This window comes from Yoonia sp., from assembly GCF_014859355.1.
Lineage (GTDB): Bacteria > Pseudomonadota > Alphaproteobacteria > Rhodobacterales > Rhodobacteraceae > Yoonia.
Genome location: NZ_JACUUJ010000001.1, coordinates 158585 through 174942, shown reverse-complemented (window position 1 = coordinate 174942; position 16358 = coordinate 158585). Strand labels below are relative to the sequence as shown.

Below are 16358 nucleotides of genomic sequence, written 5' to 3'. Positions count from 1 at the left end.
TATCTGATGGTATATCACAGATAGAGTTCACTCGGAGGAATGCCATGTCCAGCGATGCCGATCTTGTCGCCCAGATCGAAATTTTGGGCGCTAAGCTGCAAGCGGCACGCAGCAGTATCGCCGCCCGTTTCATCGGCCAGCCGCGGGTCGTTGACCTGACGCTGACAGCGCTGATCTGCGGCGGGCACGCTGTGCTGATCGGGCTGCCCGGGCTGGGAAAGACGCGTTTGGTCGATACGCTGTCAACCGTGATGGGCCTGCATGGCAACCGCATCCAGTTCACGCCCGACCTGATGCCCGCCGATATCCTGGGGTCAGAGGTGCTGGAAACATCCGCCGACGGCACGCGCAATTTCCGCTTTATCGAAGGGCCGATCTTTTGCCAGCTTCTGATGGCCGATGAAATCAACCGCGCCTCGCCACGCACACAATCGGCGCTGTTGCAAGCGATGCAGGAAAAAGAGGTGACAATCGCAGGCCAGCACCGGCCCCTTGGCGTGCCGTTTCATGTGCTGGCTACGCAAAACCCCATCGAACAGGAAGGCACCTACCCCCTGCCAGAGGCGCAGCTGGACCGTTTTCTGGTGCAGATCGACGTCCCCTACCCCGATCGCGACACCGAAAAGGATATCCTGATCGCCACCACCGGTGTGGAAGACGCGGTGTCGAAACCCGTGTTTACCGCGCAGGAGTTGCTGGATGCGCAAACCCTGCTGCGCCGCATGCCCGTCGGTGACGGCATCGTTGACATGATCCTTGATCTGGTGCGCGCCTGCCGCCCTGACGATGACGCCCCCGATATCATTCGCCAGAACGTCAGCTGGGGGCCGGGCCCCCGTGCCGCGCAGGCCCTGATGCTGACCGTGCGCGCGCAGGCGCTGCTGGACGGGCGGCTTGCGCCCTCTGCCGAAGACCTGCGCGCCATGGCTGTGCCAGTGCTGGAACACCGCATGGCGCTGTCCTTTGCCGCCCGCGCACGCGGCGAAAACATCCAGCACATCATCAACACCGTCGCCACCCGGATCACACAGGTCGAGGCTGCGGCGTGACCCAACCGCTTGTCCTGCGCTCAAAGGCGGAATCGCTGGCCGCCCCCATGCCCGCCCTCCTGGTCGAGGCAGAGCGTCTTGCGACAACGGTATTGTTGGGCGAACACGGGCGCAAGCGGGCGGGCACGGGGGATACTTTCTGGCAATACCGCCCCGCCCAGACCCATGACGAGGCCCGCAGCATCGACTGGCGGCGGTCGGCACGGTCAGATGTCAATTTCGTGCAAGACAAGGAATGGCAGATCGCCCAATCCATCATCCTTTGGGTCGATCAGGCCGCCGCAATGTCCTTCAGCTCTGACTCCAATCTGCCCTCCAAGGCGCAGCGCGCCCGCGTGCTGGGGCTGGCCTGCGCGATCTTGCTGATCCGTGGCGGCGAACGGGTCGGCCTGACAGGTTTGCGCCTGCCCCCGCGCCGTGGCGCGGCACAGGTGGTGCAGATGGCGCAGCTCTTGTCGGTGGATGACGATGCCGATTACGGCACCCCGACGACCCAAGGGATGCTGCCGCATTCCCGCGCAATTTTCATCTCCGATTTCCTGGGCGACCTTCAACCCATCGCTGATGCCCTGCTGCGTGCAGCCGACAGGGGCGTGCGCGGCGCGCTGGTCCAGGTGCTTGACCCACAAGAGGAAACCTTTCCTTTCGATGGGCGCACCATATTCCAAAGCATGTCCGGCAGCCTGCAGCACGAAACACTGAAAGCCGGCGATCTGAAACAACGCTATCTCGACCGGCTGGCGGAACGCAAAGACCGGCTGACCCATCTGGTGCAGACAACCGGTTGGCAGTTTCAGACCCACCACACCAATGACAGCGCGACAAAAGCCCTTCTTTGGCTTTATGGCGCGCTGGAACAGCACAGATGATGCTTCATCTTCATCTTGGCCCAAAAACTCCGGGGTCTGGGGCAGCGCCCCAGGGGATGCAATAATGTGGATCATTGGCTCCCTTGGCTTTACTGCCCCTCTACTCCTGCTGGCCCTGATCGCCCTGCCGGTCCTGTGGATCCTGCTCCGCGCCGTGCCCCCCGCCCCTGTCCGGCGACGCTTTCCCGGCGTGGCGCTGCTTTTGGGGCTGACCGATGACGAAGCCCAATCCGACCGGACGCCTTGGTGGCTTTTGCTGTTGCGGATGCTTGCCGTTGCGGCGGTGATCATAGGTTTTGCCGGTCCTGTTCTGAACCCGCAAGAAACCCGCGACGGGCGCGGCGATTTGGTCATTATGTTGGATGGATCATGGGCCGGTGCGGCAGACTGGCAGGCCAGGCGCGACCAGATCGACAGGTTGCTCGCTGAAGCCGCCCTTTCTGACCGGCGGGTCGCTGTGGTAAACCTGACCGATTTACCAACCGAAGATTTGCCCTTTGCGGCCCCCGGAACATGGCGCAATCGCCTGCCCAACCTTGCGCCCAATCCGTGGCAACCCCAAGATCCGGCAGAATATTTTGCCAGCCGGACCGGTCAGTTCGAAACCTATTGGCTGTCTGACGGGCTGGATTACCCCGGACGCACCGACCTTCTGAACACGGTTGAATCCGCCGGGCCAGTGACGGTGTTCCAAACCCCGCGCCAAATCCTTGGCATCCGCCCTGCCCGGTTTGTCGATGGACAGGTGCAGATTTCAGCAGTGCGCACACCTTTGGGCAATCCGGTTGAAACGTCAATCAACGCCATCGGGCTGGACCCTGCGGGCGTCGAACGGCAACTCGCGACGGTGCCTTTGACGATCGCGGCGGGTGACGCGGCAGGCGGAACCGCCATGGTTTTACCTCCCGAATTACGCAACCGGATCACGCGGTTTGAAATCAGCGGCCTGCGCTCGGCGGGGGCCGTCAGCCTGACAGATGATGCGCTGAAACGGCGCAAGGTGGCGCTGATCGCTGGCGACGAAAACCGCGAAACGCTGGAACTGCTGTCGCCACTTTATTACCTGCGCGAGGCACTCGACCCTACCGCCGACCTGATCGCGGGCAGCTTGGCGGATATTCTTTTGGCAAACCCTGATGTTCTTGTGCTGGCCGATGTGGCCACGCTGGCGGCCGGCGAAGCTGATGCCGTTCTGACATGGGTGGAAAACGGTGGATTGCTCTTGCGGTTTGCCGGGCCAAGGTTGGCGGCCTCTGATCTGGGGCGCAATACCGAAGACCCGCTTTTGCCGGTGCGGCTGCGGTCTGGCGGGCGCAGTGTTGGCGGCACAATGAGTTGGGGAGAGCCGAAATCGCTGGCGCCTTTTGAAACCAGCAGCCCGTTTTTCGGCCTTCCCGTGCCTGCCGATGTCGCCGTCACCAGTCAGGTCATGGCCCAACCCGACCCAACGCTGGCCGAACGTGTCGTCGCGCAACTGGCTGACGGCACACCGCTGGTCACGCGCAAGGTGGCCGGAGAAGGGCAGATCGTGCTGTTCCATGTGACGGCAAATGCCGAATGGTCTACCTTGCCGCTGTCGGGGCTTTTTGTGCAAATGCTGGAAAGGCTCGCCGTGTCGACGCGGCCTGCCACGCCGGATGCCGCCGCACTGGAAGGCACGACATGGATGCCCGGCAAGCTGCTTGATGCGTTCGGGCGGCTGAACGACGCCAGCGCGCAATCCGGTGTGCCCGGTGAACGGCTGGCCGAGGCCACCGCCGGGCCAGAGCTGCAACCAGGTCTTTATACCGGCACGGACAGGCAACTGGCCGTCAACGTGATTGGCCCCGATACGGCACTGGAAGTCGCCCAATGGCCCGCGCGAATAGCTGTTGAGGGGATGACGACCCTGCGTGAGACCGCTTTGAAAGGCTGGCTGTTGGCTGCGGCTATCGGCCTGTTGCTGATTGATGTGATTGCATCGCTTGCCTTGGGCGGGCGGCTGCGTGGTCCGCGTGCCGATCTGGCGGCTGCTATTTTTCTGATGTCGCTGGCCGTGCCGGATGCACAAGCACAACCTGTGCAAGGCGATGACTTTGCCATCCGCGCCACATCCGAGGTGGTGCTGGGCCATGTGCTGACCGGTGACCAACAAACCGATGACGTGACAGCGGCCGGGCTGCGCGGGCTGTCACAAACGCTTTTCCGGCGGACATCCATCGAACCCGGCGAACCGCTTGGCGTGAACCTTGAATCCGATGAACTGGCGTTTTTTCCGTTTCTTTACTGGCCCATCACCGCCGACCAACCGCTGCCAAGCCGAGACGCTTATGCCAAACTGAACCGCTATCTGCGCAGCGGCGGCATGATCATGTTCGACACCCGCGACGCAGACACGGCCCGTTTCGGCTCGGGTTCGCCCGCGGGGCGCAAATTGCAGGCGATTGCCCGGTCGCTAGACATTCCGGCACTTGAACCGATCCCGTCAGATCACGTGCTGACACGCACGTTTTATCTGTTGCAGGATTTTCCAGGTCGATTTTCCAGCCGCGATGTCTGGGTCGAAGCGGCGCCACCAGGGGCAGCACGGGCCGAAGGGATGCCGTTCCGCGCACTGAATGACGGTGTGACGCCGGTGATCATTGGCGGCAACGACTGGGCGCGCGCTTGGGCCGTTGACCGCAATGGCAACCGGATGTTTCCCGTCGGGCGAGGCACCGCAGGTGAACGGCAGCGCGAAATCGCGCTGCGCTTTGGTGTCAATGTGATCATGCATGTGCTGACTGGCAATTATAAATCCGATCAGGTGCATGTGCCCGACCTGCTGGACAGATTGGGGCAATGATGGAACAAATTTCTAGAAATTTGATGCCTCCGGCAGAGATATTTATGCTTGAAAGAAGCGGAAAGGCGTCACTGTGACCGGAACCCTGATCCTGGATCCGCTGATCCCGCTGTTGGCGCTCTACGCGGTGATCGCACTTGCGTCCTTGGGGTTGGCGCTTGCGATCTGGCGTCGCCTATCAGGCTGGTGGCTGCGCGGATTGGCGGCGCTGGCCCTGCTGGCCGCCATGGCGAACCCCGCAATCCAGCGTGAAGACCGCGAAACGCTCAGTGATATTGTCATACTGGTCGTCGACGAAAGCGCCAGCCAGCAGATCGGCGACCGGCCCTTACAAAACGCCGCCGCGATCGCCAATATCCAAGAAGAACTGGCCCGGCAACCGGACACAGAGTTGCGGATAGTCACCGTCGGCGATGGTGCCGGTGATACTGGCACGACCCTGATGACCGCCCTGTCGCAAGCCTTGGCTGATGAACCGCGCGGGCGCATCGCCGGGATCATCCTTGCAACCGACGGGCGCCTGCATGATCTGGACCGCACCCCTGCCTTGCCGGCGCCGCTGCATACTTTGCTGACCGGTCAACCGGATGACTGGGACCGGCGGCTGGTGGTGTCCAATGCCCCTGCCTTTGCCATCCTGGGGGAAGAGGTCGTTCTGACCTTGCGGATCGAGGATCAGGGCGCCGCGCCGCGCACACAAACCGTGCCTTTGTCTGTGTCGATTGACGGTGAAGCCCCGTTGACCCTGCCGGTGCCCATCGGGCAAGATATAAGGCTGCCGCTGACGCTGCCACGCGGGGGGATGAACGTGTTACAGTTCAGCATTCCACAAGCCGAGGGCGAGCTGACCGACCGCAACAACAGCGCGGTCGTTCAGATCAACGGTGTGCGTGACAGGTTGCGAGTGCTGCTTGTCTCGGGCGAACCGCACCCGGGGGAACGGACATGGCGCAATCTGCTGAAATCGGACGCATCGGTCGATCTGGTGCATTTCACCATTTTGCGCCCTCCCGAAAAGCAGGACGGTGTGCCGGTCAGTGAGTTGTCGTTGATTGCCTTCCCGACGCGCGAACTTTTTTTGGAAAAGATCCATGATTTCGACCTGATCATCTTTGATCGCTACCGCAGGCGCGGCATCCTGCCCAGCGCATATCTGGAAAACATCCGCAATTATGTGGAACAGGGCGGTGCCGTGCTGATTTCATCCGGGCCGGAATATGGCGCAGCAGAAAGTATCTATCGCTCGCCTTTGGGTGATATTCTGCCCGGCGCACCGACTGCGCGGGTCTTTGAACAGGGGTTCACACCGCAAATCACCGATCTGGGGCAACGGCATCCGGTGACCGCGGGGTTGGACAGCTATGCGCCCACCCCGGACGGCGACGGTCCTGGTTGGGGACGCTGGTTCCGTTTGGTTGATGTTTTGGTGTCGGACACAGCGACGACGGTTATGTCCGGTCTGGATAATCGCCCGCTGCTGGTGTTGGACAGGATCGGTGAAGGGCGGGTGTCGTTGCTCGCGTCGGATCATAGCTGGCTATGGGACCGCGGGTTCGAAGGCGGCGGGCCACAGTTGGAATTGCTGCGGCGTTTGGCCCATTGGATGATGAAAGAACCCGAGCTGGAGGAAGAGGCACTGAGGGTCGAACCTGTCGGACAGACCATGCGCATCATCCGGCGCACGCTGGGGTCCAACACCGGCGATGTGACCGTGACGCATCCGGATGGCACCGAAACCGTTCTGACGCTGGAAGACGTGGCGCCGGGGCGCTTTGAAACCCTGTGGGACGCGCCGGAAATTGGACTTTACCGAATCGACGACGGGTATAAATCAGCCGTCATCGCACTGGGGCCATCTGCCCCGCGAGAATTTGAACAAACCATTGCCAGCGCAGAAACCCTTGCACCGGTCGTGGCAGGTTCGGGCGGTGGGGTGATGGCAATATCTGACGGTGATGTCGCCATTCGCAGCGTGCGCGAAGGCCGCCCTGCGACCGGTCGGGGATGGATCGGGATCACCCCGCGAGGGGCCTACCGCACGGCCGAGATCAATATTATACCAGTTCTGCCTGCCTGGGCATTTCTTCTGATTGCCGCAATTCTCATGATCGGGGCGTGGCTACGCGAAGGGCGACGCTGAGCGTTGCGCCCGCGCTTTACGCCAGAGCGGCGGTCTGCGGGATGTCAGAGTTTATTGCGCAACAGGATGCTGCGCGGGATCGAGGCAAATTCACGCGACCAAACGGTCCAGACCACGATCACGGTTGCGATCATCAAGGGCACGGCCCCCAAAAGCCATGCCACAGCGCCCAATGCGAAATAAATTGCCCGCAGGCCCCGGTTGAAATTGAGCGCCGCCCGCACGTTCAATTCGCCGGCCTGTGCGGCAAGTGGATAGGCGCTGGGATCGGCCGGATCGTTGGGGACCGATCCCATGACGACGGCACAATATCCGAAAACCCGATTCGCCCAGACAAATTTCAGAAACGCGTTTGTCAGAAGAAGTGCCACCAGACCCAGCTTGACTTGCCAAACAAGTGCGGGCACCTGCGCGCTGCTAACCTCTGCGGCGAAACCGCGCAGGGGATCTGTATTACCCAACAGTGCAAGGACACCCCCGATCGCAAGCAAGCTGGTCGAAGCAAAGAAGGCCGTGCCCTGGCGCAGACTGGCCAACAACTGGCTGTCAAAGATACGCGGGTCACGGGCCACGAAAACACGCATCCAGTCGCGCCGGCGTTGCGCAATCAACGTTGTCACCGACGGCCAACGCACCCCGGGGTGTTCGATCCACCATCCGATTCCGAACCATGCCACCAGCATCAATGCCAGTGCGCACCAATCCAGTAGGGTTAGCAGGCTGAGGTGATCCATCATTGTCATGAGTTCTCTCTTAGCGTTTCATCAATAGACTTGCCATATCGCAAAATTGGTAATATATTATTACCAATATATCCCTTGAAGGAGGTATCTGATGGAAATGCCCGCACCCAGCACCGCAGTGATATCCCGGAAAGATCAGGTTGTCGCTGAACTGCAAAGGGTTTTGCGACCGGATGCCGTGATTTCAGATGTTGCAGAAACCAAAGCCTATGAATGCGACGGGCTGACGGCCTATCGTTGTCCACCGATGTGTGCTGTGCTGCCGTCAAACACACAGGACGTCGCCGCCGTTCTGCGGATATGTCATGACATGGGCGTGCCAGTAGTGCCACGCGGGTCGGGCACATCATTGGCCGGAGGGGCGCTGCCAACGGCTGATTGCGTCATTCTGGGCGTGGCGCGCATGAACGGCGTGATCGAGACGAATTATGACGACCGCTATATTCGTGTGCAAACGGGCCGCACAAACCTGTCTGTCACCGGGGCGGTGGAACAGGACGGGTTTTTCTATGCGCCCGATCCGTCCAGCCAGTTGGCCTGTGCGATTGCCGGCAATATCGCGATGAATTCCGGCGGGGCGCACTGCCTGAAATACGGCGTGACCACCAACAACCTGCTGGGCGTGACGATGGTGCTGATGGATGGCACCGTGGTCGAAATCGGTGGCGCGCATCTGGATGCGGGCGGGCTGGATCTGCTGGGGGTAATTTGCGGGTCAGAAGGGCAGTTGGGCGTTGTGACCGAAGCAACGCTGCGTATTTTGCCAAAACCTGAAGGCGCGCGGCCCGTGCTGATGGGCTACGACAGTTCCGAAGTGGCAGGGCAGGTCGTAACCGACATTATCAAAGCCGGCGTGCTGCCGGTGGCGATTGAATTCATGGACCGCCCCTGCATCGAGGCGACCGAAGCCTTTGCCCATGCGGGGTATCCGATGTGCGAGGCGCTATTGATCGTGGAAGTCGAAGGCTCGGACGCCGAGATTGACCATCAGCTGGCGCTGATCATGGACATCGCGCGCAAGCATAACCCTGTAGAACTGCGCGAAGCAAAGGACGCTGACGAGGCGGGGCGCATCTGGCTGGGCCGCAAATCGGCCTTTGGCGCCATGGGTCAGATCAACGACTACATGTGCCTTGACGGCACGATCCCCGTGTCATCGTTGCCTTTCGTGCTGAAACGCATCGGCGAGATGTCAAAGGAATTTGGTCTGGATGTCGGCAATGTGTTTCACGCCGGTGATGGCAACATGCACCCGCTGATCCTGTTTGACGCCAACAAACCGGGCGATCTGGAACTGTGCGAGGAATTCGGCGCCGAGATCCTGAAGCTATGTGTCGAGGTGGGCGGATGTCTGACCGGCGAACATGGGGTCGGGATTGAAAAACGCGATTTGATGACCGTGCAATTCGCCCCTGCCGATCTGGAGGCACAGATGGCCGTCAAGGATGTTTTTGATCCAAGATGGCTGCTTAACCCCGCCAAGGTGTTTCCATTGGCGTCGTCCCAAACGCGGCGCGCCGCGTAAGGGGGCTTTGCCCTCCGGGCTGCGCCCTCCCCCCAGGATATTTTTACGCGGAAGAAGCGATGATGACGCCAGAAACAGAAGACGCGCTTGCGCAGTTGATCAAAGAGGCCGACGGCCCATTGCGGATTGTCGGTGGTGGCACGCGGCCCATCGGGCGCAGCACGGGCGCGGTGTTGCGCACAACGGGCCTGTCGGGCATCACGCTGTATGAACCGGGCGCGTTGACGATTGTGGCGCAGGCGGGCACGCCCTTGGCCGAGATTGAAACAGCGCTGGCCGCTGAAAACCAGCGTCTGGCGTTTGAACCGATGGATCATCGTGCCCTGCTGGGCACGCAGGGCGTGCCGACGATTGGCGGCGTTGTGGCCGCCAATGTATCCGGCCCGCGGCGGATTTCCGTGGGGGCCGCGCGTGATTTCATGCTGGGTGTACGGTTTGTCGATGGGGCGGGCCATATCGTGAAAAACGGCGGTCGCGTGATGAAGAATGTCACCGGCTATGATCTGGTGCGCTTGATGACCGGCGCCTATGGCACGTTGGGGGTTCTGACCGAGGTGGCGCTGAAGGTATTGCCCGATGTTGCAGCACAGATGACCCTGACGCTGGATGGCCTTGATGATGCCACAGCGATTGCGGCGATGTCAGCGGCGCTATCATCGCCTTACGAGGTGACAGGCGTGGCACATGACCCTGCAACAGGCAAGACGCGGTTCCGACTGGAAGGATTTGAAAGTTCGGTGACCTACCGCGCAGAGGCTTTGGGCCGGGTGCTGGCGCGGTTCGGCACGGCAGCCGAAGTAGACACCGACTGGGCCACAATCCGCGATGTGACGGCCTTTGCCGACAAGCCCGGCGAAGTCTGGCGAATTTCTGTGAAACCGTCCGATGCTGCGGCGTTGGTCGCAAAGATGGATGCCCGCGCGGTGCAATATGACTGGGGCGGCGGGTTGATCTGGGCGCTAAGCGACGGCGGCGATCTGCGCGCGCGGCTGGGTGAATTTAACGGCCACGCGACGCTGATCCGTGGCGATGTCGATGCGCCGACGTTCCAGCCCCAAGCGGCACCGCTCGCTGCGATTTCAGCGGGCCTGCGCGCCAAATTCGACCCACGTGGCATTCTTAACCCCGGGATGATGACCTGATGCAGACGACATTTACACCTGAACAGTTGAAAGACCCCGGCACCGCGCGGGCCAATGAAATCCTGCGCGCCTGTGTGCATTGCGGGTTTTGCACGGCGACCTGCCCCACATATCAGGTCTTGGGTGATGAACTGGATAGTCCGCGCGGGCGCATTTACCTGATCAAGGACATGCTGGAAAATAACCGCACACCGGATGAAACGACGGTCAAGCATATTGATCGCTGCCTGTCGTGTCTTGCCTGCATGACCACCTGCCCGTCTGGCGTGCATTACATGCATCTGGTGGATCATGCCCGCGCCTATATCGAAAAGAATTATGACCGGCCCTTAACAGACCGCGCCCTGCGCTGGGTACTGGCGCAGATCCTGCCTTACCCCACGCGGTTCCGGCTGGCGCTGCTGGGCGCCAAGATCGGGCGGCCCTTTGCCCGCCTGATGCCGGATGCCCGCCTGCGCGCGATGCTGGAGATGGCCCCTAAAACGATCCCGCCGGTCAGCCGAAATGATGACCCGCAGACCTTTCCGGCAGTGGGAAAGAAAATGCGCGTCGCGTTGATGACCGGTTGTGCGCAACGCGCGCTGAACACCGATATCAACGATGCGACGATCCGCCTTTTGACCCGTCTGGGCGCAGAGGTGGTGGTGGCCGAAGGTGCCGGATGCTGTGGTGCGCTGACCCATCACATGGGCAAGGAAAAGGAAAGCCACGCGACAGCGGCAAGGAACATCCGTGCGTGGGTCAGGGAAATGGACGCAGGCGGGCTGGATGCGATTGTGATCAACACATCCGGTTGCGGCACCACGGTCAAGGATTACGGGCATATGTTTCGCAACGACCCGCTGGCGGCGGATGCCGCGCGGGTGTCGGCCATTGCGCTGGATGTGTCCGAAGTGCTGATGAAACTCGACCTGCCCAAAGGCGCCGACAAAGGCACCAAGGTCGCCTATCACGCCGCCTGTTCGCTGCAACACGGCCAGAAGATCAAGACATTTCCAAAGGATTTGCTGAAACGTGCGGGCTTTACCGTGCTGGAACCCGCCGACAGCCATCTGTGCTGTGGTTCGGCGGGCACCTATAACCTGATGCAGCCCGAGATTTCCAAACAGCTTAAGACGCGCAAGGTCAAAACGCTGGAAGCACTGACGCCCGATATCATCGCCGCAGGCAATATCGGCTGCATGATGCAGATCGGCGGCGGCACCGAAGTGCCGATTGTCCATACGGTCGAACTGCTGGATTGGGCCACGGGCGGGCCACAGCCACCGGCGCTGACCGCGCCCGGAAAACGTGCGCCAGCGGTGCCAATCTTGCGGTAACGTCATAATCCTGCCGCAGGGATCAGGCATGATGCCACCACTTATAGGAGCAGGAATGCGTTATCTGGTCATTTCAGTCATGGTGTGGTGCGCATCTGCGCTGGCCAGCTTTGGGCAGGAAACAGGTTTGGTGACCCTGCAAACCCGGCAAGACAGCCAAGGCTGGGAGGCCGTGGGGCGGCTCGATATTGCAGGCAAGGGGTTTTGCACCGCGGCCCTGATCCGTGAGCGGCTGATCCTGACAGCAGCGCATTGTTTATTTGATACCAATGGCAGCTTGATCGCGCCGGATCGTTTCGCATTTCAAGCCGGTCTGCGCGATGGCCGCGCAGAGGCAACGCGCGCCGTATCCCGCGCTGTTGCGCACCCGCAATACCAGCACAATGGCGATGCAACAGACGCGGCATCGGTGGCCATGGATATTGCCGTGCTGGAGCTGGACCGACCGATCAGGACGACGCGCATCCGGCCCTATCTGATCGCCGCGCGCCCGCTGACGGGCGACAAGGTGGGCGTTGTATCTTATGGTCGCGGTCGAGAAGACGCACCCAGCCTGCAAGAGGTGTGCAGCGTCTTGGGCCGACAGACAGGCGTCATCGTCATGACCTGCGATGTGGAATACGGGTCCAGCGGATCGCCCGTTTTCACGCTTCGGGACGGACAAACGCGGATCGCCTCTGTCGTGTCCGCGATGGCGATGGTCGATGGGCAAAAGGTGGCGCTTGGCACATCACTGGAAGGGCCTTTATCCGCACTTTTGGCGCATTTTGCCAGTCAGGGGCCAGCCCGCCCCGGCGGCCCGCAACGCATGATCAGCATTGGCCAGCGCAACGACACGGGTGCGAAATTTATCAGCGCAGACTAGCTGCCGCTGTCCGCGCAAGGGTCTTGAAACGCGCGAAACCCTGACCTACCTGTTTCCAAGGAACGCCACATATGGGTTCCGCATAAACGGCCTGTCCCTGATGGGAAGGCATGACACCTGTTATCGCTTGATGAAGGATGACCAGACATGCGTAATTTCGACCTTACACCGCTATATCGTGCCACCGTCGGTTTCGACCAGATTGCCGATCTGATGGATCGCGCACTTGCCAATGATGTTGGCCAGAACACTTATCCGCCTTACAATATCGAAAAGACCGCCGATGATGCTTGGCGCATTTCGATTGCCGTGGCAGGTTTTTCCGATGACGACCTTTCAATCGAAGTGAAGGACCGGTCGCTTCATGTCACGGCGCGCAGGGGCGAAGATGACAGCAACCGCACCTATCTGCATCGCGGCATTGCAACGCGCGCATTCGAACGCCGCTTCCATCTGGCAGATCATGTGCGTGTGACAGGTGCCAGCCATGAAAACGGCATGCTGCATATCGACCTGACGCGTGAAGTGCCAGAGGCGCTAAAGCCACGCAGGATCGCGATTACTTCTGCCGGTCGCACAAATGCGAACCTTGTGGAACAAAAATCGGTCAATTGATCGCGAAACGCCCCAAACGGCGGGCGGGCTTGCGTCCCGCCCGTTTTGCTGTCGCCGCTGGATGCCCGTTTAGGGGCCGCAGTCCGCGCCACGCCCTGCGTCGATGATCTGACCTGGGAAAATGATGGTGGTGTTGGTAAATTTCACCCAAAAACCGCCTGTGGTCTCGTGCCAACTGCCGTCACCAAACTTGCGGCTGTAAGCTTCACAGCCTCTGCCAAGATATATTTCTTCTTGGGTGCCCCTGTCTGGGGGCGAATCGGCATTCACGACAAAAATGTCGCTTCCTTGTTCAACAACTGTCAGAACCACCCCATGCCGGTTTTGCGCATAGTCAAATACTGTGCCATCGGCTGAGAGAAATCTTTGGTTCTGTGCGAACGCGCTCCCCGCATAAAAAGCAGAGAGAATAACCAAAATCCGTAACATAAACAAGCCTTTACCATTTAATGTGCCTTGGACCAGTTTGCGCCTTTCCCCGCTTCGACAACCAGTTTCACATCCAGTTTGACCGCCGGAACGCTTGCCTGCTCCATGACATCTTTCGCGACCAAAATTAATTTTTCGGCCGCATCCTCGTTAACTTCGAACAACAGTTCATCATGAACTTGTAGCAACATTTTCGCCGGAAATCCAGCTATTGCATCGGGCATCCTGATCATCGCACGGCGGATGACATCCGCAGCGGTGCCTTGAATGGGTGCATTGATCGCAGCGCGTTTGGCAAAACCGGCTTGCGGGCCTTTGGCGTTGATCTCTGGCGTGTTGATCTTGCGCCCGAACAGCGTTTGCACATAGCCAAGTTCCTTGGCAAATGCGACGGTGTCATCCATATATTTGCGAATGCCAGGGAACCGTTCGAAATAGCGGTCGATGAACCCCTGCGCCTCGCTGCGCGGAATCCGCAGGTTTCGCGCAAGGCCAAAGCCGGAAATGCCGTAGATTACACCAAAGTTGATCGCCTTGGCCTGCCGCCGGATATCGGGCGTCATTTCATCAAGCGGCACATCAAACATTTCAGATGCGGTCATTGCGTGAATGTCATGCCCATCCGCAAATGCCTGTTTCAGCGCGTCGATGTCGGCGATATGGGCCAGAATGCGCAGTTCGATCTGGGAATAGTCAAGGCTGACAATCACCTTGCCGGGTTCCGCGACAAAGGCTTCGCGGATGCGGCGGCCATCTTCGGACCGGATCGGGATGTTTTGCAGGTTCGGATCGGTCGAAGCCAGCCGCCCCGTGATCGCCCCGGCGATAGAATAAGATGTATGCACCCGCCCCGTGTCGGGGTTGATATGGTCCTGCAAAGCATCTGTGTAGGTTGATTTCAGCTTGGCCAGTTGCCGCCAGTCCAGAATTCGACGGGGCAGATCGTGGATGGTGGCCAGATCCTCTAGCACGTCAGCGCCGGTGGAATAGGCCCCGGTTTTTCCCTTGGACGGTTTCTTGCCATCGGGCATTTCAAGGTTCATCTCATCGAACAGGATTTCACCCAACTGCTTGGGCGAACCCACGTTGAATTTCCGCCCCGCCAGTTCATAAATCTCATCTTCCAGCCCGGCCATTTTCTGGGCGAATGCGTTGGACATGCGCGACAGCGCATCGCGGTCCACCTTGATGCCCGCCATTTCCATCTGCGCCAGCACCGGCACCAGCGGGCGTTCCAGCGTTTCATAAACGGTCGTGACCTTGTTCACGTGCAGTTGCGGTTTGAACATCCGCCACAGCCGCAGGGTGATGTCGGCATCTTCGGCGGCGTATTTTACCGCATCCACAATGGGCACACGGTCGAATGTGATCGCCGATTTGCCATTGCCCAACAGCGGTTTGATCGGGATCGGCTGGTGCCCCAGATACCGTTCCGAAAGCGTATCCATACCATGCCCGTGCAGGCCTGCGTGCATCGCGTAAGACAGCAGCATGGTATCGTCGATAGGGGCAACGTTAATGCCAAGGCGGGCGAAAATCTTGGCGTCGTATTTCATGTTCTGCCCGATTTTCAGAATGCTTGCATCCTCCAACACGGGTTTGAGCATTTTCAGGCAAAGATCAAAATCCATCTGCCCCGCAGCAATATCATCCGACCCGAACAGATCGTCCGACGTTGCGGCCTTGTGCGTCAACGGAATGTAACAGGCCTGACCGGATTCAACACAAAGCGATATGCCCACCAGATCGGCAATCATTTCGTTCAATCCGGTGGTTTCAGTATCTACCGCCACAACCCCGCTTTCCCATATCCGGTCGATCCAGACTTGCAACGCGGCGGCGTCCGCCACGCATTCATAGCCATCAGGGTCGAACGGCACCGCCTCTGGCGCGGCAAGCTCTTGGGCGGCGGGTGCTGCAACCTCGATCACCGGGGCATCAACGCCAAGTTTTTCAGCGATCCGTCTACTGGCGGTGCGGAACTCCATCTTGGTCAGGAAGGCCATCAGCGTATCGATGTCCGGTTCCTTGACCTCCAGATCGTTCAGATCAAAGGGCAGGTCCATGGTGCAATCCAGCTGCACCAGCTTTTTCGACAATACGATCTGGTCACGCTTTTCAATCAGCGTTTCGCGGCGCTTGGGTTGCTTGATTTCCCCTGCGCGGGCCAGCAGCGTATCCAGATCACCATATTCGTTGATCAACAATGCAGCGGTCTTGATCCCGATTCCCGGCGCGCCGGGCACGTTATCAACCGAATCGCCGGCCAGCGCCTGCACATCGACAACGCGTTCGGGCGGCACGCCGAATTTTTCGATCACGCCTTCGCGGTCGATGCGTTTGTTCTTCATCGGGTCCAGCATTTCCACACCGTCGCCGACCAGTTGCATCAAATCCTTGTCCGACGACACGATCGTCACACGCCCCCCCGCCTTGCGCGCCTGACAGGCCAGCGTGGCGATGATGTCATCCGCTTCGAACCCTTCAATTTCCTCGCAGGCGATGTTGAACGCGCGTGTCGCATCACGGGTCAGGGGGATCTGGGGGCGCAGATCCTCTGGCATCGCTTCGCGGTTGGCCTTGTATTGATCATACAGATCATTGCGAAAGGTATGGCTGCCCTTGTCGAAAATCACTGCAACATGGGTTGCCGCATCATCACCGTTGTTACCATCAATATAACGCTGCAACATGTTCACAAAGCCGCTGACTGCCCCGATGGGCAGCCCATCGGATTTGCGCGTCAGCGGGGGCAGCGCGTGATAGGCGCGAAAGATAAACGCCGATCCGTCAATCAGGTGCAGATGGCAGCCTTTGCCAAATTGGGTTGTCATCGGT

Annotated in this window: 12 protein-coding genes; 9 read left to right on the top strand and 3 right to left on the bottom strand. The window is 59.9% G+C overall.

What is annotated here, in order from left to right; translation table 11 throughout:
* Positions 1 to 44 precede the first annotated feature (44 nt).
* The 4 genes from IBX59_RS00895 (at position 45) to IBX59_RS00880 (ending at position 6882) form a co-directional block, all read left to right on the top strand.
* Positions 45 to 1049 carry a MoxR family ATPase gene (locus IBX59_RS00895; RefSeq protein ID WP_296371385.1) on the top strand — a complete coding sequence of 335 codons (1005 nt, stop codon included), beginning with the start codon at positions 45 to 47 and terminating at the stop codon, positions 1047 to 1049.
* Positions 1046 to 1918 carry a DUF58 domain-containing protein gene (locus IBX59_RS00890; protein ID WP_296371383.1) on the top strand — a complete coding sequence of 291 codons (873 nt, stop codon included), beginning with the start codon at positions 1046 to 1048 and terminating at the stop codon, positions 1916 to 1918. Before IBX59_RS00895 ends, IBX59_RS00890 begins: the two co-directional genes overlap by 4 nt.
* Positions 1919 to 1982: 64 nt before the next feature.
* Entirely contained in the window at positions 1983 to 4742 is a 2760-nt protein-coding gene (locus tag IBX59_RS00885; protein ID WP_296371381.1) for a DUF4159 domain-containing protein, read from the top strand.
* Positions 4743 to 4815: 73 nt separating this feature from the next.
* Positions 4816 to 6882: a hypothetical protein gene (locus IBX59_RS00880; RefSeq protein WP_296371380.1), complete on the top strand. Its 2067-nt coding sequence runs from the start codon at positions 4816 to 4818 to the stop codon at positions 6880 to 6882.
* Between the two features lie 44 nt (positions 6883 to 6926).
* On the opposite strand, the gene IBX59_RS00875 is transcribed toward IBX59_RS00880, so the two are convergent.
* Entirely contained in the window at positions 6927 to 7625 is a 699-nt protein-coding gene (locus IBX59_RS00875) for a DUF599 domain-containing protein (protein ID WP_296371378.1), read from the bottom strand.
* A 91-nt stretch (positions 7626 to 7716) separates the two neighbouring features.
* On the opposite strand from IBX59_RS00875, the gene IBX59_RS00870 reads away from it, so the two are divergent.
* The 5 genes from IBX59_RS00870 (at position 7717) to IBX59_RS00850 (ending at position 13091) form a co-directional block, all read left to right on the top strand.
* Positions 7717 to 9150 carry an FAD-linked oxidase C-terminal domain-containing protein gene (locus IBX59_RS00870; protein WP_296371376.1) on the top strand — a complete coding sequence of 478 codons (1434 nt, stop codon included), beginning with the start codon at positions 7717 to 7719 and terminating at the stop codon, positions 9148 to 9150.
* A 62-nt stretch (positions 9151 to 9212) separates the two neighbouring features.
* Complete coding sequence (locus IBX59_RS00865) at positions 9213 to 10292, top strand: FAD-binding protein (RefSeq protein WP_296371375.1); 1080 nt, start codon at positions 9213 to 9215, stop codon at positions 10290 to 10292.
* Positions 10292 to 11611 carry a glycolate oxidase subunit GlcF gene (gene glcF, locus IBX59_RS00860; protein ID WP_296371373.1) on the top strand — a complete coding sequence of 440 codons (1320 nt, stop codon included), beginning with the start codon at positions 10292 to 10294 and terminating at the stop codon, positions 11609 to 11611. Before IBX59_RS00865 ends, glcF begins: the two co-directional genes overlap by 1 nt.
* Positions 11612 to 11666: 55 nt before the next feature.
* Positions 11667 to 12476: a trypsin-like serine protease gene (locus tag IBX59_RS00855; RefSeq protein WP_296371371.1), complete on the top strand. Its 810-nt coding sequence runs from the start codon at positions 11667 to 11669 to the stop codon at positions 12474 to 12476.
* Between the two features lie 147 nt (positions 12477 to 12623).
* Entirely contained in the window at positions 12624 to 13091 is a 468-nt protein-coding gene (locus IBX59_RS00850) for an Hsp20 family protein (protein ID WP_296371370.1), read from the top strand.
* 69 nt (positions 13092 to 13160) lie between these two features.
* Here the strand turns inward: IBX59_RS00850 and IBX59_RS00845 are convergent, their stop codons facing one another.
* Both IBX59_RS00845 and polA read right to left on the bottom strand, forming a co-directional pair.
* Complete coding sequence (locus IBX59_RS00845) at positions 13161 to 13520, bottom strand: hypothetical protein (RefSeq protein ID WP_296371369.1); 360 nt, start codon at positions 13518 to 13520, stop codon at positions 13161 to 13163.
* Between the two features lie 17 nt (positions 13521 to 13537).
* On the bottom strand, positions 13538 to 16354 hold the full coding sequence (polA, locus tag IBX59_RS00840; RefSeq protein WP_296371368.1) for a DNA polymerase I: 2817 nt from the start codon (positions 16352 to 16354) through the stop codon (positions 13538 to 13540).
* Positions 16355 to 16358: the final 4 nt, after the last annotated feature.

Coding starts and splice junctions, on each gene's coding strand:
- IBX59_RS00895 (WP_296371385.1), top strand. CDS start 45: ATGTCCAGCGATGCCGATCTTGTCGCCCAGATCGAAATTTTGGGCGCT.
- IBX59_RS00885 (WP_296371381.1), top strand. CDS start 1,983: ATGTGGATCATTGGCTCCCTTGGCTTTACTGCCCCTCTACTCCTGCTG.
- IBX59_RS00875 (WP_296371378.1), bottom strand. CDS start 7,625: ATGACAATGATGGATCACCTCAGCCTGCTAACCCTACTGGATTGGTGC.
- IBX59_RS00870 (WP_296371376.1), top strand. CDS start 7,717: ATGGAAATGCCCGCACCCAGCACCGCAGTGATATCCCGGAAAGATCAG.
- IBX59_RS00865 (WP_296371375.1), top strand. CDS start 9,213: ATGACGCCAGAAACAGAAGACGCGCTTGCGCAGTTGATCAAAGAGGCC.
- glcF (WP_296371373.1), top strand. CDS start 10,292: ATGCAGACGACATTTACACCTGAACAGTTGAAAGACCCCGGCACCGCG.
- IBX59_RS00855 (WP_296371371.1), top strand. CDS start 11,667: ATGCGTTATCTGGTCATTTCAGTCATGGTGTGGTGCGCATCTGCGCTG.
- IBX59_RS00850 (WP_296371370.1), top strand. CDS start 12,624: ATGCGTAATTTCGACCTTACACCGCTATATCGTGCCACCGTCGGTTTC.
- IBX59_RS00845 (WP_296371369.1), bottom strand. CDS start 13,520: ATGTTACGGATTTTGGTTATTCTCTCTGCTTTTTATGCGGGGAGCGCG.
- polA (WP_296371368.1), bottom strand. CDS start 16,354: ATGACAACCCAATTTGGCAAAGGCTGCCATCTGCACCTGATTGACGGA.